10 protein-coding genes and 1 riboswitch are annotated in these 14,891 nt (G+C 48.3%); of the genes, 1 reads left to right on the forward strand and 9 read right to left on the reverse strand.

The genetic code is table 11. From position 1 onward, the window contains the following. Positions 1 to 397 precede the first annotated feature (397 nt). The 3 genes from E5342_RS14375 to E5342_RS14385 all read right to left on the reverse strand — a co-directional run bounded on the left by E5342_RS14375 (position 398) and on the right by E5342_RS14385 (position 5,774). Complete coding sequence (locus E5342_RS14375; RefSeq protein ID WP_121737130.1) at positions 398 to 1,330, reverse strand: tyrosine-type recombinase/integrase; 933 nt, start codon at positions 1,328 to 1,330, stop codon at positions 398 to 400. 116 nt (positions 1,331 to 1,446) lie between these two features. Beyond that, complete coding sequence (locus tag E5342_RS14380) at positions 1,447 to 3,606, reverse strand: M3 family metallopeptidase (RefSeq protein ID WP_121737129.1); 2,160 nt, start codon at positions 3,604 to 3,606, stop codon at positions 1,447 to 1,449. A gap of 47 nt (positions 3,607 to 3,653) precedes the next feature. Beyond that, positions 3,654 to 5,774, reverse strand: a complete 2,121-nt coding sequence (locus E5342_RS14385) for a M3 family metallopeptidase (protein ID WP_121737128.1) — start codon at positions 5,772 to 5,774, stop codon at positions 3,654 to 3,656. Between the two features lie 153 nt (positions 5,775 to 5,927). On the opposite strand from E5342_RS14385, the gene E5342_RS14390 reads away from it, so the two are divergent. Beyond that, positions 5,928 to 6,875: an NAD(P)H-dependent flavin oxidoreductase gene (locus tag E5342_RS14390; RefSeq protein WP_121737127.1), complete on the forward strand. Its 948-nt coding sequence runs from the start codon at positions 5,928 to 5,930 to the stop codon at positions 6,873 to 6,875. Between the two features lie 66 nt (positions 6,876 to 6,941). On the opposite strand, the gene E5342_RS14395 is transcribed toward E5342_RS14390, so the two are convergent. From E5342_RS14395 to E5342_RS14420, 6 genes are all read right to left on the reverse strand, one after another. Beyond that, entirely contained in the window at positions 6,942 to 8,126 is a 1,185-nt protein-coding gene (locus tag E5342_RS14395; protein ID WP_121737126.1) for a TolC family protein, read from the reverse strand. Positions 8,127 to 8,131: 5 nt separating this feature from the next. Beyond that, positions 8,132 to 11,215 (reverse strand): efflux RND transporter permease subunit, encoded by a 3,084-nt coding sequence (locus E5342_RS14400; protein WP_135959642.1) that lies wholly within the window; start codon positions 11,213 to 11,215, stop codon positions 8,132 to 8,134. Positions 11,216 to 11,230: 15 nt separating this feature from the next. Further along, positions 11,231 to 12,445, reverse strand: coding sequence for an efflux RND transporter periplasmic adaptor subunit (locus tag E5342_RS14405; RefSeq protein WP_121737124.1), 1,215 nt, complete (start codon positions 12,443 to 12,445; stop codon positions 11,231 to 11,233). Positions 12,446 to 12,523: 78 nt separating this feature from the next. Beyond that, a complete protein-coding gene (locus E5342_RS14410) occupies positions 12,524 to 12,928 on the reverse strand; it encodes a DUF6769 family protein (protein ID WP_121737123.1) in 405 nt (134 codons plus the stop codon). Between the two features lie 228 nt (positions 12,929 to 13,156). After that, on the reverse strand, positions 13,157 to 13,927 hold the full coding sequence (locus tag E5342_RS14415; RefSeq protein WP_121737122.1) for a sulfide-dependent adenosine diphosphate thiazole synthase: 771 nt from the start codon (positions 13,925 to 13,927) through the stop codon (positions 13,157 to 13,159). Between the two features lie 63 nt (positions 13,928 to 13,990). Beyond that, positions 13,991 to 14,087: riboswitch (TPP riboswitch) on the reverse strand. A 55-nt stretch (positions 14,088 to 14,142) separates the two neighbouring features. Next, the gene (locus E5342_RS14420) at positions 14,143 to 14,790 is read right to left on the reverse strand and encodes an AAA family ATPase (protein ID WP_121737121.1); all 648 of its coding nucleotides are present in this window, start codon (positions 14,788 to 14,790) and stop codon (positions 14,143 to 14,145) included. Between the last annotated feature and the right edge of the window lie 101 nt (positions 14,791 to 14,891).

Consider the following 14,891-nt stretch of genomic DNA (forward strand, 5'->3'; position numbering starts at 1 on the left):
CTGAAAATTGCCATACCTTGAAATATCAGGCTACTTGGGGAGTAGCCTAAAAGGTCCGAGACGGCTGTTAACCGGCCGTCGAGACGGAGCACGCTCCGTATACGGCCGTCTGGGAGTAACTCTAAATACCATGGGGAGAAGGGGAGACTGGGCATGCCCTGTCTCTACTGGAATACACACAGGTTATAAGGCATGGTGGAATGACACAGGGAACAAGAGGTCGTTTCACCAGCATCACCATGTCTGTACGTCTAGGACAAAATGGAAAAATCAAAGAATAGAGAGGATCTAACGCAAACAATGAGTAAACAAGCGTAGTTGTTTGCTTGTTTTTACTTATTTTTTACTACATTTGCGCCGTGAAAGAATACGCTACTCCCCAAGTAGCCTACTCCCTTTACCCTACTTTCGGTACATGATTGTACACACTCTCAAAACAAATTTTATTCACCGCAGACATCTTTTCTAACGAGAAACTTTTCAAATAGATTTGTGTAGTCTTGATCGATTTATGGCCCAATAGTTCGCTGATCATCTCGATCGGGACATCCTGTTCCTTCAAAATCATCGCAAAAGAATGACGGATCGAATATGAGGTGATCGGGATAGACACACCACAGGCTCTCGCCAACCTCTTCAAGTTCCGATTAAAATGGGCCAAAGCGGAAGTGTACTCCTTATAGGCTTCTTTTCCCACTTTCATCCCCTTCAAGAAAGGAAACAAATAGGGTGAGTCCTTACCTACATCACTTGACAGTTCCCTCAGCGACTCCCATGCGGTAGATTGTACCTCTATAAGCATCGGAGTACCCGTTTTCTGGCGTTTATATTCCAAAACCCCACCCCGGACATTCTCCTTTTTCAGATGAGCGAAATCCACGAATGCCATACCGCAAAACTGGAACATCAGGCATAATGCCTGCCGTGTTTTTCTGAGTTCCGGATCATCTAATGGTGCCGTCATCAGAGAACGTAATAAATCCTGTGGCAACGCCTTTTTGCGCTTGCTCTCTATACCCGTGAAAACTCCCTTAAATAAATAAGGGATATAGGGGGTCAGCCCTTCCTCCACCGCCATGTTGTACACACAACGGATCCGGCGCATATAAGTCGACACCGTGTTCCATGTACATCCTCTATTCAACAAAAAGACCTGATAACGCCGAAGGTTCTCCTTATTGACATAGATATAGGGAATTACCTCCAACCCATAAAACCGCATGAATGAGTTTAATGCATCCTGATAGCTCTTCGCCGTGGAATAACGTCCATCCATACGCAACTTATAAATATACAGCCTCATTCCTTCTACTAAATCCTTTTTCTCCATACTATCGCTATTTTTACGTGATAAAACTCAGCAAATGTAATACAGATCCGGGAAGCTAAGCATATACAAAAAAGGCGAACCAACCGGTCCGCCTTTATAAAATCTCCATTTCTAGATTATTTCAGTCCTCTATTCTTCAGCAACGGATCCGTACCCGGTTCTTTGCCACGGAAGTTTTTGTACATATCCATAGCGTCGTCGATACCACCCGGGGTCAGGACATATTTACGGAATTTATCGGCACATTCTTGGTTAAAGATGTCGCCGGTTTCCTTAAATGCCTCGAAAGCGTCGCAATCCAATACCTCGGCCCAGATGTAGCTATAATAGCCGGCGGTGTAGCCGCCCCCCATCGTATGGTTGAAGTAAGTCGTACGGTAACGGGAAGGGATTTGCTTCAGCAAACCACGACGGCCTAACGTCTGTTGTTCGAAATCCATCACGTTCAAGTTGGCCGGAACATTATTCGTCTGGTCAACAAACTTGATCACTTTCTTATCCGCCGCATCACCACTGACCGCATGGAAATCCATATCCAGATAAGAAGCCGCCAGATACTCCGTCGTAGCGAAACCTTGTCCGTACTTACCGCTCTTATCCAGCTTCTCGATCAACTCGGCCGGAATCACCTCGCCAGTCTGGTAATGCTTAGCGTACACCTTCAATACTTCCGGCTCGAATACCCAATGCTCCATCACCTGTGAAGGCAACTCCACGAAATCACGGGGAACACCGGAAACACCCGAGTAATGCACGTCACGGAACAAGCCATGCAAACCATGACCGAACTCATGGAACAATGTATTCGCCTCATCGGCACTCAACAACGCAGGTTGTCCCGGAGCCGGCTGGCTAAAGTTGCAAACGATCGTTACGACCGGAGCCACACGCTTGCCATCCTTATAAGCCTGCGGACGATAAGAACCGCACCATGCGCCACCACGCTTGCTGGCACGAGGGAAGAAGTCAAAATAAATAACGCCTAAATGAGAGCCATCCTTATCTTTGCACTCAAAAGCCTGCGCTTCCGGATAAGGCAACGGGATATTACGGATCGGGGTGAACGTGATACCATATAACTTATTAGCTACATAGAAAGCACCCTCGCGCACATTATCCAACTTCAAGTAAGGACGAACCTCATTCTCATCCAAATTGAATTTAGCCTTCTTGGCCTTCTCGAAATAATAACGCCAATCCCAGCCCTCGGCCTCGAAATCGCCGCCTTCTTTCTTGATCTCGGCGTTTATATCGGCCAACTCATCTTTCGCTTTCGCCAAAGCAGGCTTCCAAACCTCATCTAACAATTGATAAACCTTATCCGAGCTTTTCGCCATACGATCCTCCAACACGAAAGAAGCGTAATCATCATAGCCCATCAACTTCGCTTTCGCCAAACGAGCGGCAACCAAATCACGAACCACTTCCTTGTTATCGTTCTCGTTATTGTTATTGCCACGGTTGATATAAGCGTTGAAGATTTTCTCACGCAACTCACGTTTATCGGAATATTGCAAGAACGGCATCACGCTCGGGTTCTGCAAGGTAAATACCCATTTACCTTCCATACCGGCATCCTTAGCCGCTTGAGCGGCGTTAGCGATCAAGGTCTCGGGCAAACCGGAAAGATCCTCCTGCTTGTCGATCACCAATTTGAAAGCGTTCGTCTCCTTCAGCATATTCTGTCCGAAAGTAAGCTGTAACATGGAGATCTTGCTATTCAACTCACGCAATTTAGCCTGATCCTCAGCGGAAAGATTAGCGCCACCCCGGACGAAGTCCTTATAAGTCTCCTCCAACAATTTCGTTTGCTCCTTATCGAGACCTAACTCATCCTTCTTATCGTATACCGCCTTCACACGAGCGAATAATTTCGGATTCAAGTTGATATCATCACTATATTTTGACAATAGCGGCGACATCTCACGGCTTAACGCCTGCATCTCATCATTCGTATTCACGCTATTCTGTCCACCGAAAACGATCTGGACCTTCCGCAGCAACGCACCCTGCTCATCCAAAGCGACAATCGTATTCTCGAATGTCGGTTCCTCCGGGTTATTCACGATCGCCTCGATCTCCTTACGTCCCTCCTCCATACCTTGCAATAGGGCCGGTTTGTAATGCTCGAACTTGATTTGATCAAAAGGAGGAACACCAAACGGGGTCGTATATTCCGCAAAGAACGGGTTCTCCCCTTCCACAGTCTTCTTTTCGGAAGTACCGCAGGCAGTAAGCATAACAGCTAATCCTGCTACCATAATTAATTGTTTCATCTTTACTGATTTTTGATTTATGAGTTATGATTTATGAGTTATTCTTCTCATTTTAGCCCTCTGTTCTCCAACAACGGATCGATACTTGGTTGTTTACCACGGAAATTCACGTACATGTCCATAGCGTCTTCGATGCCGCCCGGGGCCAGTACGTATTTACGGAATTTAGAGGCAACCTCCGGGTTGAAGATATCACCCGTCTCCTTATAAGCTTGGAAAGCGTCGCAATCCAACACTTCCGCCCAGATATAGCTATAATAGCCGGCGGTATATCCACCTTCCATCGTATGCCCGAAATAAGTGGAGCGATAACGAGACGGTATCTGACGGATCAAGCCACGCTCGCCCAATACATAAGCCTCGAACTTCTCGATATCGGCTCCCTCATGAACTTCTTTCAATACATGATAATCCATATCCAGATAAGAGGCGGCCAAATACTCCGTCGTAGCGAAGCCTTGTCCATACTTCCCACTCTTGATCATCTTGTCTACAAGAGCTTGCGGTATAACCTCGCCGGTCTGGTAATGTTTAGCGTACACTTTCAACACCTCCGGCTCTACGGCCCAATGCTCATCTACTTGCGAGGGTAACTCCACGAAATCACGAGGCACGTCGGACACGCCATAATAATGAACGTCGCAGAATAAACCGTGCAAGGCATGACCGAACTCATGGAATACGGTCTCGGTCTCGTCAGCCGTCAAAAGCGCCGGTTGTCCCTCCGCCGGTTTACTGAAATTAAATACGGTAGTAACCACCGGGGCTACCCGTTTCCCATCTTTATACGTTTGCGAACGGTAACCGCCGCACCATGCGCCACCTCCTTTGCCCGGACGGGTAAAGAAATCCATATACAGCACGCCCAGATGCGTACCCCCTTTATCCTTGCACTCGAAAGCGAGAGCGTCGGGGTCCGGTTTCGGGATGTCCTTGATCTCGGTAAACGTGATACCGTATAACTTATTGGCTACATAGAAGATACCCTCACGTACATGTCCCAACTCAAAATAAGGACGCATCTCGTTCTCATCCAAGTTATATTTCGCTTTCTTGGCTTTCTCGAAATAATAACGCCAGTCCCAGCCCTCGGCCTCGAAATTACCGCCTTCTTTCTTGATCTCGGCGTTGATATCGGCCAATTCCTCTTTCGCTTTCGCCAAGGCGGACGGCCAGATCTTATCGAGCAAGTCGTACACGTTCTTCTCGTTCTTCGCCATATTCTCTTCCAATACGAATGCGGCATAATCCTCATATCCCATCAATCGGGCTTTCTCCAGACGAGCGGTAACCAATTGCTTAACGACCTCTTTATTATCATTCTCATTATTATTGTTGCCCCGATTCGTATATGCCTTAAAGATCTTCTCTCGCAAATCACGCTTATCGGCGTATTGAAGAAAAGGCATCACACTCGGATTATGAAGGGTAAACACCCACTTACCATCCAAACCACTCTCTTGGGCCGTTTGCGCCGCCTTGACGATCACGTCCTCCGGAAGGCCAGATAAGTCCTCTTTATTATCGATCACCAATTGGAAAGCGTTGGTCTCTTTCAAGGTATTCTGTCCGAAAGTAAGTTGGAGCATAGATATTTTCTCGTTCAGCTCACGCAACTTCGCCTGCTTATCCTCCGGCAGATTGGCTCCTCCTCGGACAAAGCTCTTATAGGTTTCTTCCAGCAGCTTCTTCTGTTCCTTATCCAGATGGAAGCTCGCCTGATTCTCATATACGGATTTCACCCTAGCGAAAAGTTTGGGATTTAAACTGATATCATCCGAATGCTTGGATAATAGGGGATAAAGCTCACGTTCGAGCTCTTGGATCTCGTCTGTGGTATTCACACTGGATTGACCACCGAAAGCATACATTACTTTAGTAAGCAACTCTCCACTTCGATCTAAGGCCACGATCGTATTCTCGAATGTCGGCGCATCCGGATTTGTCACGATCGCCTCGATCTCCTTCGACTGCTCTTCCATGCCTTTCAAAAGAGCCGGCTTGTAATGAGCCACCTCTATTTGGTCAAACGGAGGCACCCCGAACGGTGTCGTATACTCCGCAAAAAACGGATTGGGTGTAGCGCTTTCCACTACATCGCTTTTCCTTGAGGAGGAGCAAGCTCCCAAAACAACCGCTAAACCTGCGGCCATAAGCGTTTTATTCATGCCATTGTTATATTAGAATTACAATGGACAAAGATAACGAAGTTTTGCGTTACAATTCTATTTCAATATGCCTATTCGACAACCTTGGCAAAGAAAATGTTGTTCCAATAAAAATAGTTCACTAATTTTAGCGAGATTAACGCAAGAAATAATATGAATCGAATTTGTAGTCTTTTGGGTATTCAGTATCCGATCATACAGGGGGGGATGGTATGGTGTAGTGGTTGGCGGCTGGCCTCAGCGGTTAGTAACGCAGGTGGATTAGGGTTGATCGGGGCAGGTTCCATGCATCCTGAAGTGCTTCGGGAACATATCCGTAAGTGCGAGGCGGCGACCGACAAGCCTTTTGGCGTGAATGTCCCGCTGATGTACCCGGAAATCGATACCTTGATGCGAATATTGGTGGAGGAAAAAGTGAAGATCGTATTTACCTCCGCCGGCAACCCGAAAACATGGACAAAGTATTTGAAGGATCAGGGCATGACGGTCGCTCACGTGGTAAGCAGCTCTAAATTCGCCATGAAATGCGAAGAGGCCGGAGTGGACGCCATCGTTGCCGAAGGCTTCGAGGCTGGCGGACACAACGGACGGGAGGAAACAACCACGATGTGCCTGATCCCCGCTGTCCGGAAAGCGACCTCTCTCCCACTTCTGGCGGCAGGAGGTATCGGAAACGGTCAAGCGATGCTGGCGGCACTCGCACTAGGGGCCGATGGCGTACAGATAGGTACTCGTTTTGCCCTGACCAAAGAAAGCTCGGCACACGAGAATTTCAAGAAACTGTGCTTAAATCTTAAGGAAGGCGATACGAAGTTATTATTAAAGAAACTGTCTCCTACCCGTCTGGTAAAAGGAGATTTCGCCACGGCTGTGGAAGAAGCGGAAGCCCGGGGAGCGTCCGTGGAAGAATTACGTGAGTTATTGGGCAAAGGACGTGCCAAGAAAGGAATCTTCGAGGGCGACCTAAAGGAAGGCGAGCTAGAGATCGGACAGGTAGCGTCTTTATTCTGGGAGGAATTATCCGTGGAAGAGGTGATGATAGAATTGATCCGTGACTTTAAGCTATCCTTAGAGAACGTAAAAACACAGTTGTGTTCGTGAGAAAACACAACTGTATCTGTGGATAAACACAACTGTGTTCAAGAGAAAACTCAGTTGTGTTCCCTATCATAATCGATACTTATACAATTGCGCCATGACCTTTTGGTATTCGTTTTGCAATTGCAGGTAGTTTTGCACGCTTTGGTAATAGGTCGTCACATCTACGAAATACTCGATCATAGATATTTGCCCGGCCTGTATAGCCTTGTTCAACAAGACCAAGCTATTCTGCCTTTTCAGCACATCCTTATACTCATCGATCGATTTCTTTAAGGAGACAGACTGGTCATACAGCTGCCTCAAGCCATTCTCTACCGTGAAAGAAGCGCTCTCCAACTGTATCTCCGTATAACGGGCCTGTGCCTTCGCCTGTTTCACGTTATTACGGTTCGAGAACAACGGGATCGTGATTCCCACCAAGAAACCATTGAAACGCTCTCCACCCGAGGCGGGATTCATACGATACCCCAGCTCAAAGCCGGGCAGACCTTTCGCCTTATTCACGCTCACCTGCCGAAGGGCTGTCGTCTGGTCGCTGCGCAAAGTCTGTAATTGCGGATCGGATTGCATCGCCTCCGTTCGCAGCTCGTCAAAGGAAAGCACCTCCCTATCCGGCAAGGTGTAAACCGTATCCGTAAACTCGATAGCGATACCGCCGTTCAGGGTCGCCAGCTCCTGCAACTTGGCAATACGGGAAGTCTCGTTCATCCGGGCCTCTGTCCGGGCGTTCAATAATTCCAGATCGATCTTGTTTGTCTCAAGGATATTCGCATCTCCTTTCTCCAAACGAGTCGCATAAAAAGCGGAAAGTTGCTCAGCGTTCCTAAGACGGGTATCCAATAGGTTCTTCTGCTGGTTCAACAGCACCAAATCTAGGCAAACCTCTTTCACCTGCAACAAGATTTGCTGACGAAAAGCCATCCCTTGACGATCCAAACCCGCGGATTTCGCTTTCGTCAGTTTATGCTTCCGGACATATACGGACGGGAAATCAAAGCTTTGGGAAGCCACGAACTCGCCCGTGAATCCCATCCCTTCTTTATTCCCCCAGAAATGCGAATAAGAGACCGAAGGGTCCGGCAAATTATTATCCAACTTCGCCTCCAGCTTCTGCGACTGGACCAACTGGCTGTTCGCCTGTAAATCCTTATTGTTCGCCTCCACGCTCCGGAGCACATCCTCTATAGAAGTCTGGGCGGAAAGGCCGCCTGTCAATACAGACAAGGCGGCGACTATAATATATGATTTCATAAAACTTATTCTTTATTCTTGTTCATTATCAGATAAACAATCGGGATGATGAATCCGTTTAAGAACGTAGAGGTCAATAAACCACCCAAGATCACCGTCGCCATCGGGCTTTGGATCTCATTTCCGGGAAGATCGCCATTCAACGCCAACGGGATCAACGCCAAGGCGGAACTCAACGCCGTCATCAGGATCGGGTTCAAACGGTCAAGGGAACCTTGTATCACGGACTCACGCAATCCCATTCCCTCTCCACGCAAATGCGTATAGTGGCTGATCAGCAGCATACCGTTTCGGGTAGCGATACCGAACAAGGAAATGAAACCGATAATCGCCGGGATACTGATCTCGCCGGAAGTTAGCCATAGGATAATCACGCCACCGATCAACGCCAACGGCAGGTTCAACAAGATCACGCCACTCTCCTTTACGTTCTTGAACTCATTGTACAGTAACATGAAGATCACCAATAACGACATAAGAGACGTCAATAACAGCGTACGGCTAGCCGCCTCCTCGCTCTCGAACTGACCGCCATACTCAATGTGATAACCCTCGGGAAGCTTAATACTCTCATCCACTTTGTTCCGAATATCGTTCACGACACCCCGCAAGTCACGTTCCGATACATTGGCGCTAATCACGATCTTACGTTGCACATTCTCACGGTTGATCGTATTCGGACCGGTCACGGAACGGATATCGGCCACATAGCTTAGCGGCACTTTCTGTCCGGCGGCATCGATCATCAGATTGCTAATATCATCCATCGTGGCACGACTGGCATCGGAGGTCTTCACGGTCAGGTCGAAGCTCTTGCCGTCGTCGTACACCTGACTTACAGCCTCGCCTCCCAACATCACATTGATATATTCCTCGAACTCCGGCAGGGGAATGCCATATTTAGCCAACAACTCACGTTTCGGGGTGATCGTCAACTGCGGACGCTCGATCTGCTGCTCCACCTTCAAGTCCACCAGACCCGGAATCGTCTGGATAGCGGCTTTGATCTGGTTACCGACCGTAAACATCAGGTTCAAGTCCGTACCAAACAGTTTGATAGCGATATTCGCCTCCGTACCGGAAAGCATAGCGTCGATACGGTGGGAAATCGGTTGTCCGATCTCTATATTAGCGCCGCTGATCGTAGATAACTTCTTGCGGACATCATTCATCACCTCATCCCGGCTACGGTCTCGCAATTCGAAAGGAGCCTCGATCTCGGAGACATTCACGCCCAAGGCATGCTCATCCAATTCCGCACGACCGGTCTTCCGGGCCACGGTCTTTATTTCGGGCACTTGCAACAGCAACGCTTCCGCACGGCGTCCGATCTGGTCTGACTCATCCAAGGAAATTCCCGGAAGCGAGCTTACGTTGATCGTAAAAGAACCCTCATTGAACGGGGGCAAGAAACTACGTCCCAAATGAAAGAAGATCACCAAGGCGACCACAAACAAAGCGATCGTGGTACCAAGCACCTCTTTCTGATAAGCTAGCGCAAACTCCAAGGCCCGTTTATAGACCACTTTCAATTTCCGGGCTACCCAAGCCTCACGCAGTTCCTTCATTCCCGTCGCCTTCCGGTTCAGCAAATAGCTACAAAGTACCGGTGTCAAGGTAAGCGCCACCACCGTAGAGGCAAACAAAGCCACGATAAAAGCGATCCCCAGCGGAACCAACATACGACCTTCCATACCACTCAAGAAGAACAAGGGCACGAAACTCACCACGATAATCAAGGTAGAATTCAAGATCGGCATACGCACCTCACGGGAAGCGTCGTAAACCACCTCCAAGGTAGAGCGTTGCTGATCCGGAGGCAAAAGCCGGTTTTCCCGGATTCGTTTATACACGTTCTCCACGTCTACGATGGCGTCGTCCACCAAGGAGCCGATGGCGATCGCCATACCGCCCAAGCTCATCGTGTTAATCGTCAAGCCCATGTAGTGCAATACGATAATAGAGACCAGCAAGGATAACGGCAAGGCTACCAACGAGATCACCGTCGTACGTATATTCATCAAGAATAGGAACAAGACGATCACCACGAAGAAGCTACCCTCGAACAAACTGTTCTTTACGTTATTAATAGAGTTATCAATAAAATGGCTCTGGCGGAATATATCCGTAGATACATGTACATCCGCCGGCAGGTTCTTTCGCAAATCAACGACAATCTCGTCCAGCTTCTCCGTCAACTTCTCCGTACTCGTATCCGGCTGTTTAGTCACGGTAATCAATACGGCCGGCTTCGTTCGCTCGGAAGCGGTTCCCAACTTCGGGCTTTTACCGCCGATCTTAACCGTAGCGATATCACCCAGCGTAATCGGATACTCATTCACGGTCTTCACCACGCCCTGAGCGATCTCCTCCGCCTTCGAAGTCGATAAGACACCTCGGATGATGTATTCGTTCGAGAACTCATACAATACACCACCATTGGCGTTCCGGTTCATATTCCGGCAAACATCCAATACCTCGTTCAACCCCACGCCGTAGTGTTTCATGCGGGCCGGGTCCAACAAGATCTGGTATTCCTTGATATCGCCACCGATCACGGCAACCTGCGCCACACCGCCCGTAGACAACAAACGGGGACGGATCGTCCAGTCGGCGATCGTACGTAAATCCAGCAAAGAAGTGGAATCGGCGGTCAGACCGAGAATCATCATCTCACCCAAGATGGATGACTGCGGACCCAAGGTCGGTTTACCTACGTTCCCGGGAAGGCTCTCACCCAAGACAGCCAGTTTTTCGGACACGATCTGACGAGCCCGGTAAATATCCGTACCCCAATCAAACTCTACCCAAACCACGGAGAATCCGGTGGTAGACGAGGAGCGTACACGCCGTACATCCATCGCACCGTTCACGGCAGTCTCTACAGGGAATGTCACCAAGCGTTCCACTTCCTCGGGAGCCATACCGTTCGCCTCGGTCATGATCACGACCGTTGGGGCGTTCAAGTCCGGGAACACATCCACGTCCGTATTAAACGCCGTGTACGTACCCCAGATCATCAGCAATAGCGCACAAACCAAGATAACTAACCGGTTGTGCAATGAATAATAAATTATCTTATTTAACATGCAACGTCCCTCCCATTAATGGCTATGGCTATGAGCCGGTATCGCATTAGAAGCGGAAGACAACTTGATCTGGTAAGCACCACGGGTCACGACCTCATCGCCCGGCTTCAATCCGGAAAGGATCTGCACCTCCGAGCCGTTATTCGCTCCCAACGTCACCCATTGCTTCTTATAGCCTTCCTCATCCAGACGGATAAATACCGAATAAATGCCCTGCTCCTCGATAAGGGCGGAGACAGGCACGCTCAAGACATTCTCCATCGGCTTTGTCAGCAAAAAGATCTCGACGAAAGAACCGGGGATAACCGCTCCTTTATTATCGAACTCGAAAGTCACCGGTACATAGAAAGAGTTCATATCGGAAGCCTTTCCATACGATAACAACCGTCCACGCAAATCAGACAATTTATAGAGAGCGTTATCATACGGAGTCATGAAATTAGCGGTTTGGATCATGGGAAGATCGTTGTAATACCTCTCAGACACGTCCGCACGCAATACCAAACGATTGTTTTGCGAGATCGTAGCCAAAGGCTGGCCTACGGATACATAATCACCCTCTTTCACTTGGATGTTCTTCAAGTAACCGTTCAAGGGAGAGACTACAGACACGCCTTTCGCCGTCTGTTTTCCCGCTATCGCCTCATAAGCGACCTTGGCGTTCTCGTAATTCAAGCGGGCCTGCTCGAAATCCTTGGCGGATACGATCTTATCGCCTACCAAGGCTTGCATACGCTCGTATTCCTTTTTCGCTGTCTCATAAGCGAATTTAGCCCTTGCCGCCACGTCTCCATCCGAGAGAGCGTTGGAAGCGATACTCAACACGGCCTGTCCCTTACGTACCGCCGTACCATCCACGAACGGCAAGCTGCCAAACGAGATCACGCCGGGGACGGTAGCGACGATCACGGACTCCTCCCCTTGCGCCGCCATCACTCGTCCGCTCGTCTTGATCACATCCGTGAAAGGAGCGGGATTAACCGTTACGGTTTGTAAACCAACAGCCTCGGCCAAGGCTTTCTTAAAAACGATCTCATCGGGATGGGTACCACCGGCCTCATGTTCATGATCGTGACCTTCGTGGTCGTGGTCATGGCCTTCGTGGTCATGATCGTGATCGTGAGCCTCTGCTTCATGATTATGCTCATCGTATCCGGCTTGCGACGCATTTCCCGCACAACCGGCAAACAGGTAAGCGCACATCGCACCTACCAAATATATTTTCTTCATTGTGTAAAAAATCTTGATATCGTTAATACTAAATAGATAGGGGCAAGTCGATCCTCACCCGCTCTCACAAACGAGGTATCAAGACATAGGAGGGGCACGAAGTCCCGAGGCACTCACTATCCAAGTGTCGTGCAGCGACTCAATATATGGGGCGTTCTCATGCTCAAGGAGCTGTCCGCAAAACGCCGGTTCTGGTGGATAAATGTAATCAAATAAGACAAGTAACGGCATCAGATGTATATCCACATCTCCATCCGTAAAGTGAGAAATATGCGTACTGAAATAGGCCAAATTATGCCCGTCGCAACCGCAATCATGCGTATCAGTGCTTTTATCGCCATGCGCTTGCTCCGAGGTCAAGGATTGATAACAGGGCATCCCGTCCCGGTGATGATGGTGAGGGATAACCACAGAAAGCAATACCAAGATGCCGGCCATCAGCACCACGTATTGTACAACCCTATGTTTCATTTTCTCACGCATGGTACAAAGATAAGGATATTTTTCCGTTTTTTACATGCATGTTGTAAGTTTGCGTTAAATAGAATCACGATCGTGTGTTCATTTACTGCCGAATTCTTTTATTTCCGTATTCTATACGGGATTATCCACGGCGTTGATCATAGCGGGATTTTATTCTTGAGACAAGGAAAAACCATTAGGAATTGAGAATTAAAGATACAACAATCAATAATTCTCAATTCTCAATTTTCAATTCCCAAGTTTTTCGCAGATCAACTCAGCCGCCTTCTTACCGCTCATCAGCATGCCGCCAAAGATCGGTCCCATACGGAAGCTACCGCTTACACCATTAGCAGCCATACCGGAAACGAATAATCCGGGGTAGATCTCCTTCGTATTCTCCACCGTTGTCTGTTCACCCAGCTCCACGTTCAAAGAACGCTCACCAATCACTCCTCCGGTCGGTGTATTCAATTGGATATCATTCTTACGGGCTACCACACGGGCGATCTCACAATCATGGCCCGTACCTTCCAAGACCGTCTTTGCCATGATCGTCAACGGATCCACGTGCATTCCCTCACGGATTACCGGAGCCCAGTTTACTACCACACCGGCTACGGCATCGTTATGAAACACCACGTCCTCTACCGAATAGCAGTTAAAGATCGTAGCGCCCGCCTTCGTCGCCTGATAAATCAAAGCGGAAGTAGTATGTACCGAATCCATGATATACGTACCGTTGGCACCCTCCTTATAGCTTACGCCCAATTCCTTGATGATCGGCATAGCCTCTTCCTGCACCACGATATCGTTGAACATCATAGCGCCGCCCCACATACCTCCACCGGGAGCCAGCTTACGATCAAACAACGCCACCTTCTTACCGTTTTTCGCCAAGAAATAAGCGGCCACGATACCGGAAGGTCCCCCTCCCACGATCGCTACATCCACAGACAAATTGCTCTTCAACTTCTCGAAGTAAGAGTCAATGATTCCACTTGAAACAATCTGTTCCATCTTAAATAACTAATTAAAGTTTAAACATCAGGGAGCACATAGAGGTAACGCCCCCTTTATTTCCTGGTTCTACCTTATTTTCCCTTCGCCGGCATTACCCGGATCAGGTTCGATGGGTATAATCTCAGCCCGTACGAACCGGGCACCCCTATGTGAAAAGTCGGGGGCAAATGTACAAAAAATTCAGCCAAGAATGTAATTGCCCCATTGTATATTTAGCCGAAATGAGGCGGACGTTTGTTCAATCTGCGTTCGATAAAGCTTTTCATAAATTCTACGGTCTCGTCAATCCCCAATACGGATACATCAATCGAGAAATTATAAGAAGAAGCCATTCCCCATGTCTTATTCGTATAATAATTATAGTAAGCCGCACGGGATTTATCCGTCTTCTCCATCATGTTCTTCGCCTCTTCCACCGTCACACCATGCCTTTCCACGATCTTTTGGATCCGGCTCTCCACCGAGTTATGGATAAAGAAACTCAAACAAGCCGGATCATCCCGGAGGATATAATCGGCACAACGCCCTACCAACACACACGACTCCGTCTCCGCCAACTTACGGATAGCGTCACTCTGTATCTTAAAAAGACCGTCATTAGACAAAATATCATTATAAGGCGTAAACATCCCTCCCATAAAAGAAGAGTACCCCATCGTAAAAGCATACGACAAACCACTGGAGGCACGTTCGTCCGCCTTCTCGAAAACATCCTCGCATAATCCACTCTCACGGGCCGCCACGGAAATCAGCTCCTTATCATAGTAACCGATACCCAACTCCTTCGCCAAACGCTGTCCAATCTCACGGCCACCGCTTCCGAACTGGCGACCTATCGTCAATATAATCTTATTATCCATAAATTTCAAGTTTGATTCAACTGTCTACAAACGTACAAAATTATTTTAAAGCCACGGTAATTATAATAAACACAAAAACAAATAATAATCAAAGTTTATAC

Source organism: Parabacteroides distasonis (assembly GCF_004793765.1).
Lineage (GTDB): Bacteria > Bacteroidota > Bacteroidia > Bacteroidales > Tannerellaceae > Parabacteroides > Parabacteroides distasonis_A.

Coding starts and splice junctions, on each gene's coding strand:
- E5342_RS14385 (WP_121737128.1), bottom strand. CDS start 5,774: ATGAATAAAACGCTTATGGCCGCAGGTTTAGCGGTTGTTTTGGGAGCT.
- E5342_RS14395 (WP_121737126.1), bottom strand. CDS start 8,126: ATGAAATCATATATTATAGTCGCCGCCTTGTCTGTATTGACAGGCGGC.
- E5342_RS14390 (WP_121737127.1), top strand. CDS start 5,928: ATGAATCGAATTTGTAGTCTTTTGGGTATTCAGTATCCGATCATACAG.
- E5342_RS14380 (WP_121737129.1), bottom strand. CDS start 3,606: ATGAAACAATTAATTATGGTAGCAGGATTAGCTGTTATGCTTACTGCC.
- E5342_RS14405 (WP_121737124.1), bottom strand. CDS start 12,445: ATGAAGAAAATATATTTGGTAGGTGCGATGTGCGCTTACCTGTTTGCC.
- E5342_RS14420 (WP_121737121.1), bottom strand. CDS start 14,790: ATGGATAATAAGATTATATTGACGATAGGTCGCCAGTTCGGAAGCGGT.
- E5342_RS14410 (WP_121737123.1), bottom strand. CDS start 12,928: ATGCGTGAGAAAATGAAACATAGGGTTGTACAATACGTGGTGCTGATG.
- E5342_RS14400 (WP_135959642.1), bottom strand. CDS start 11,215: ATGTTAAATAAGATAATTTATTATTCATTGCACAACCGGTTAGTTATC.
- E5342_RS14375 (WP_121737130.1), bottom strand. CDS start 1,330: ATGGAGAAAAAGGATTTAGTAGAAGGAATGAGGCTGTATATTTATAAG.
- E5342_RS14415 (WP_121737122.1), bottom strand. CDS start 13,927: ATGGAACAGATTGTTTCAAGTGGAATCATTGACTCTTACTTCGAGAAG.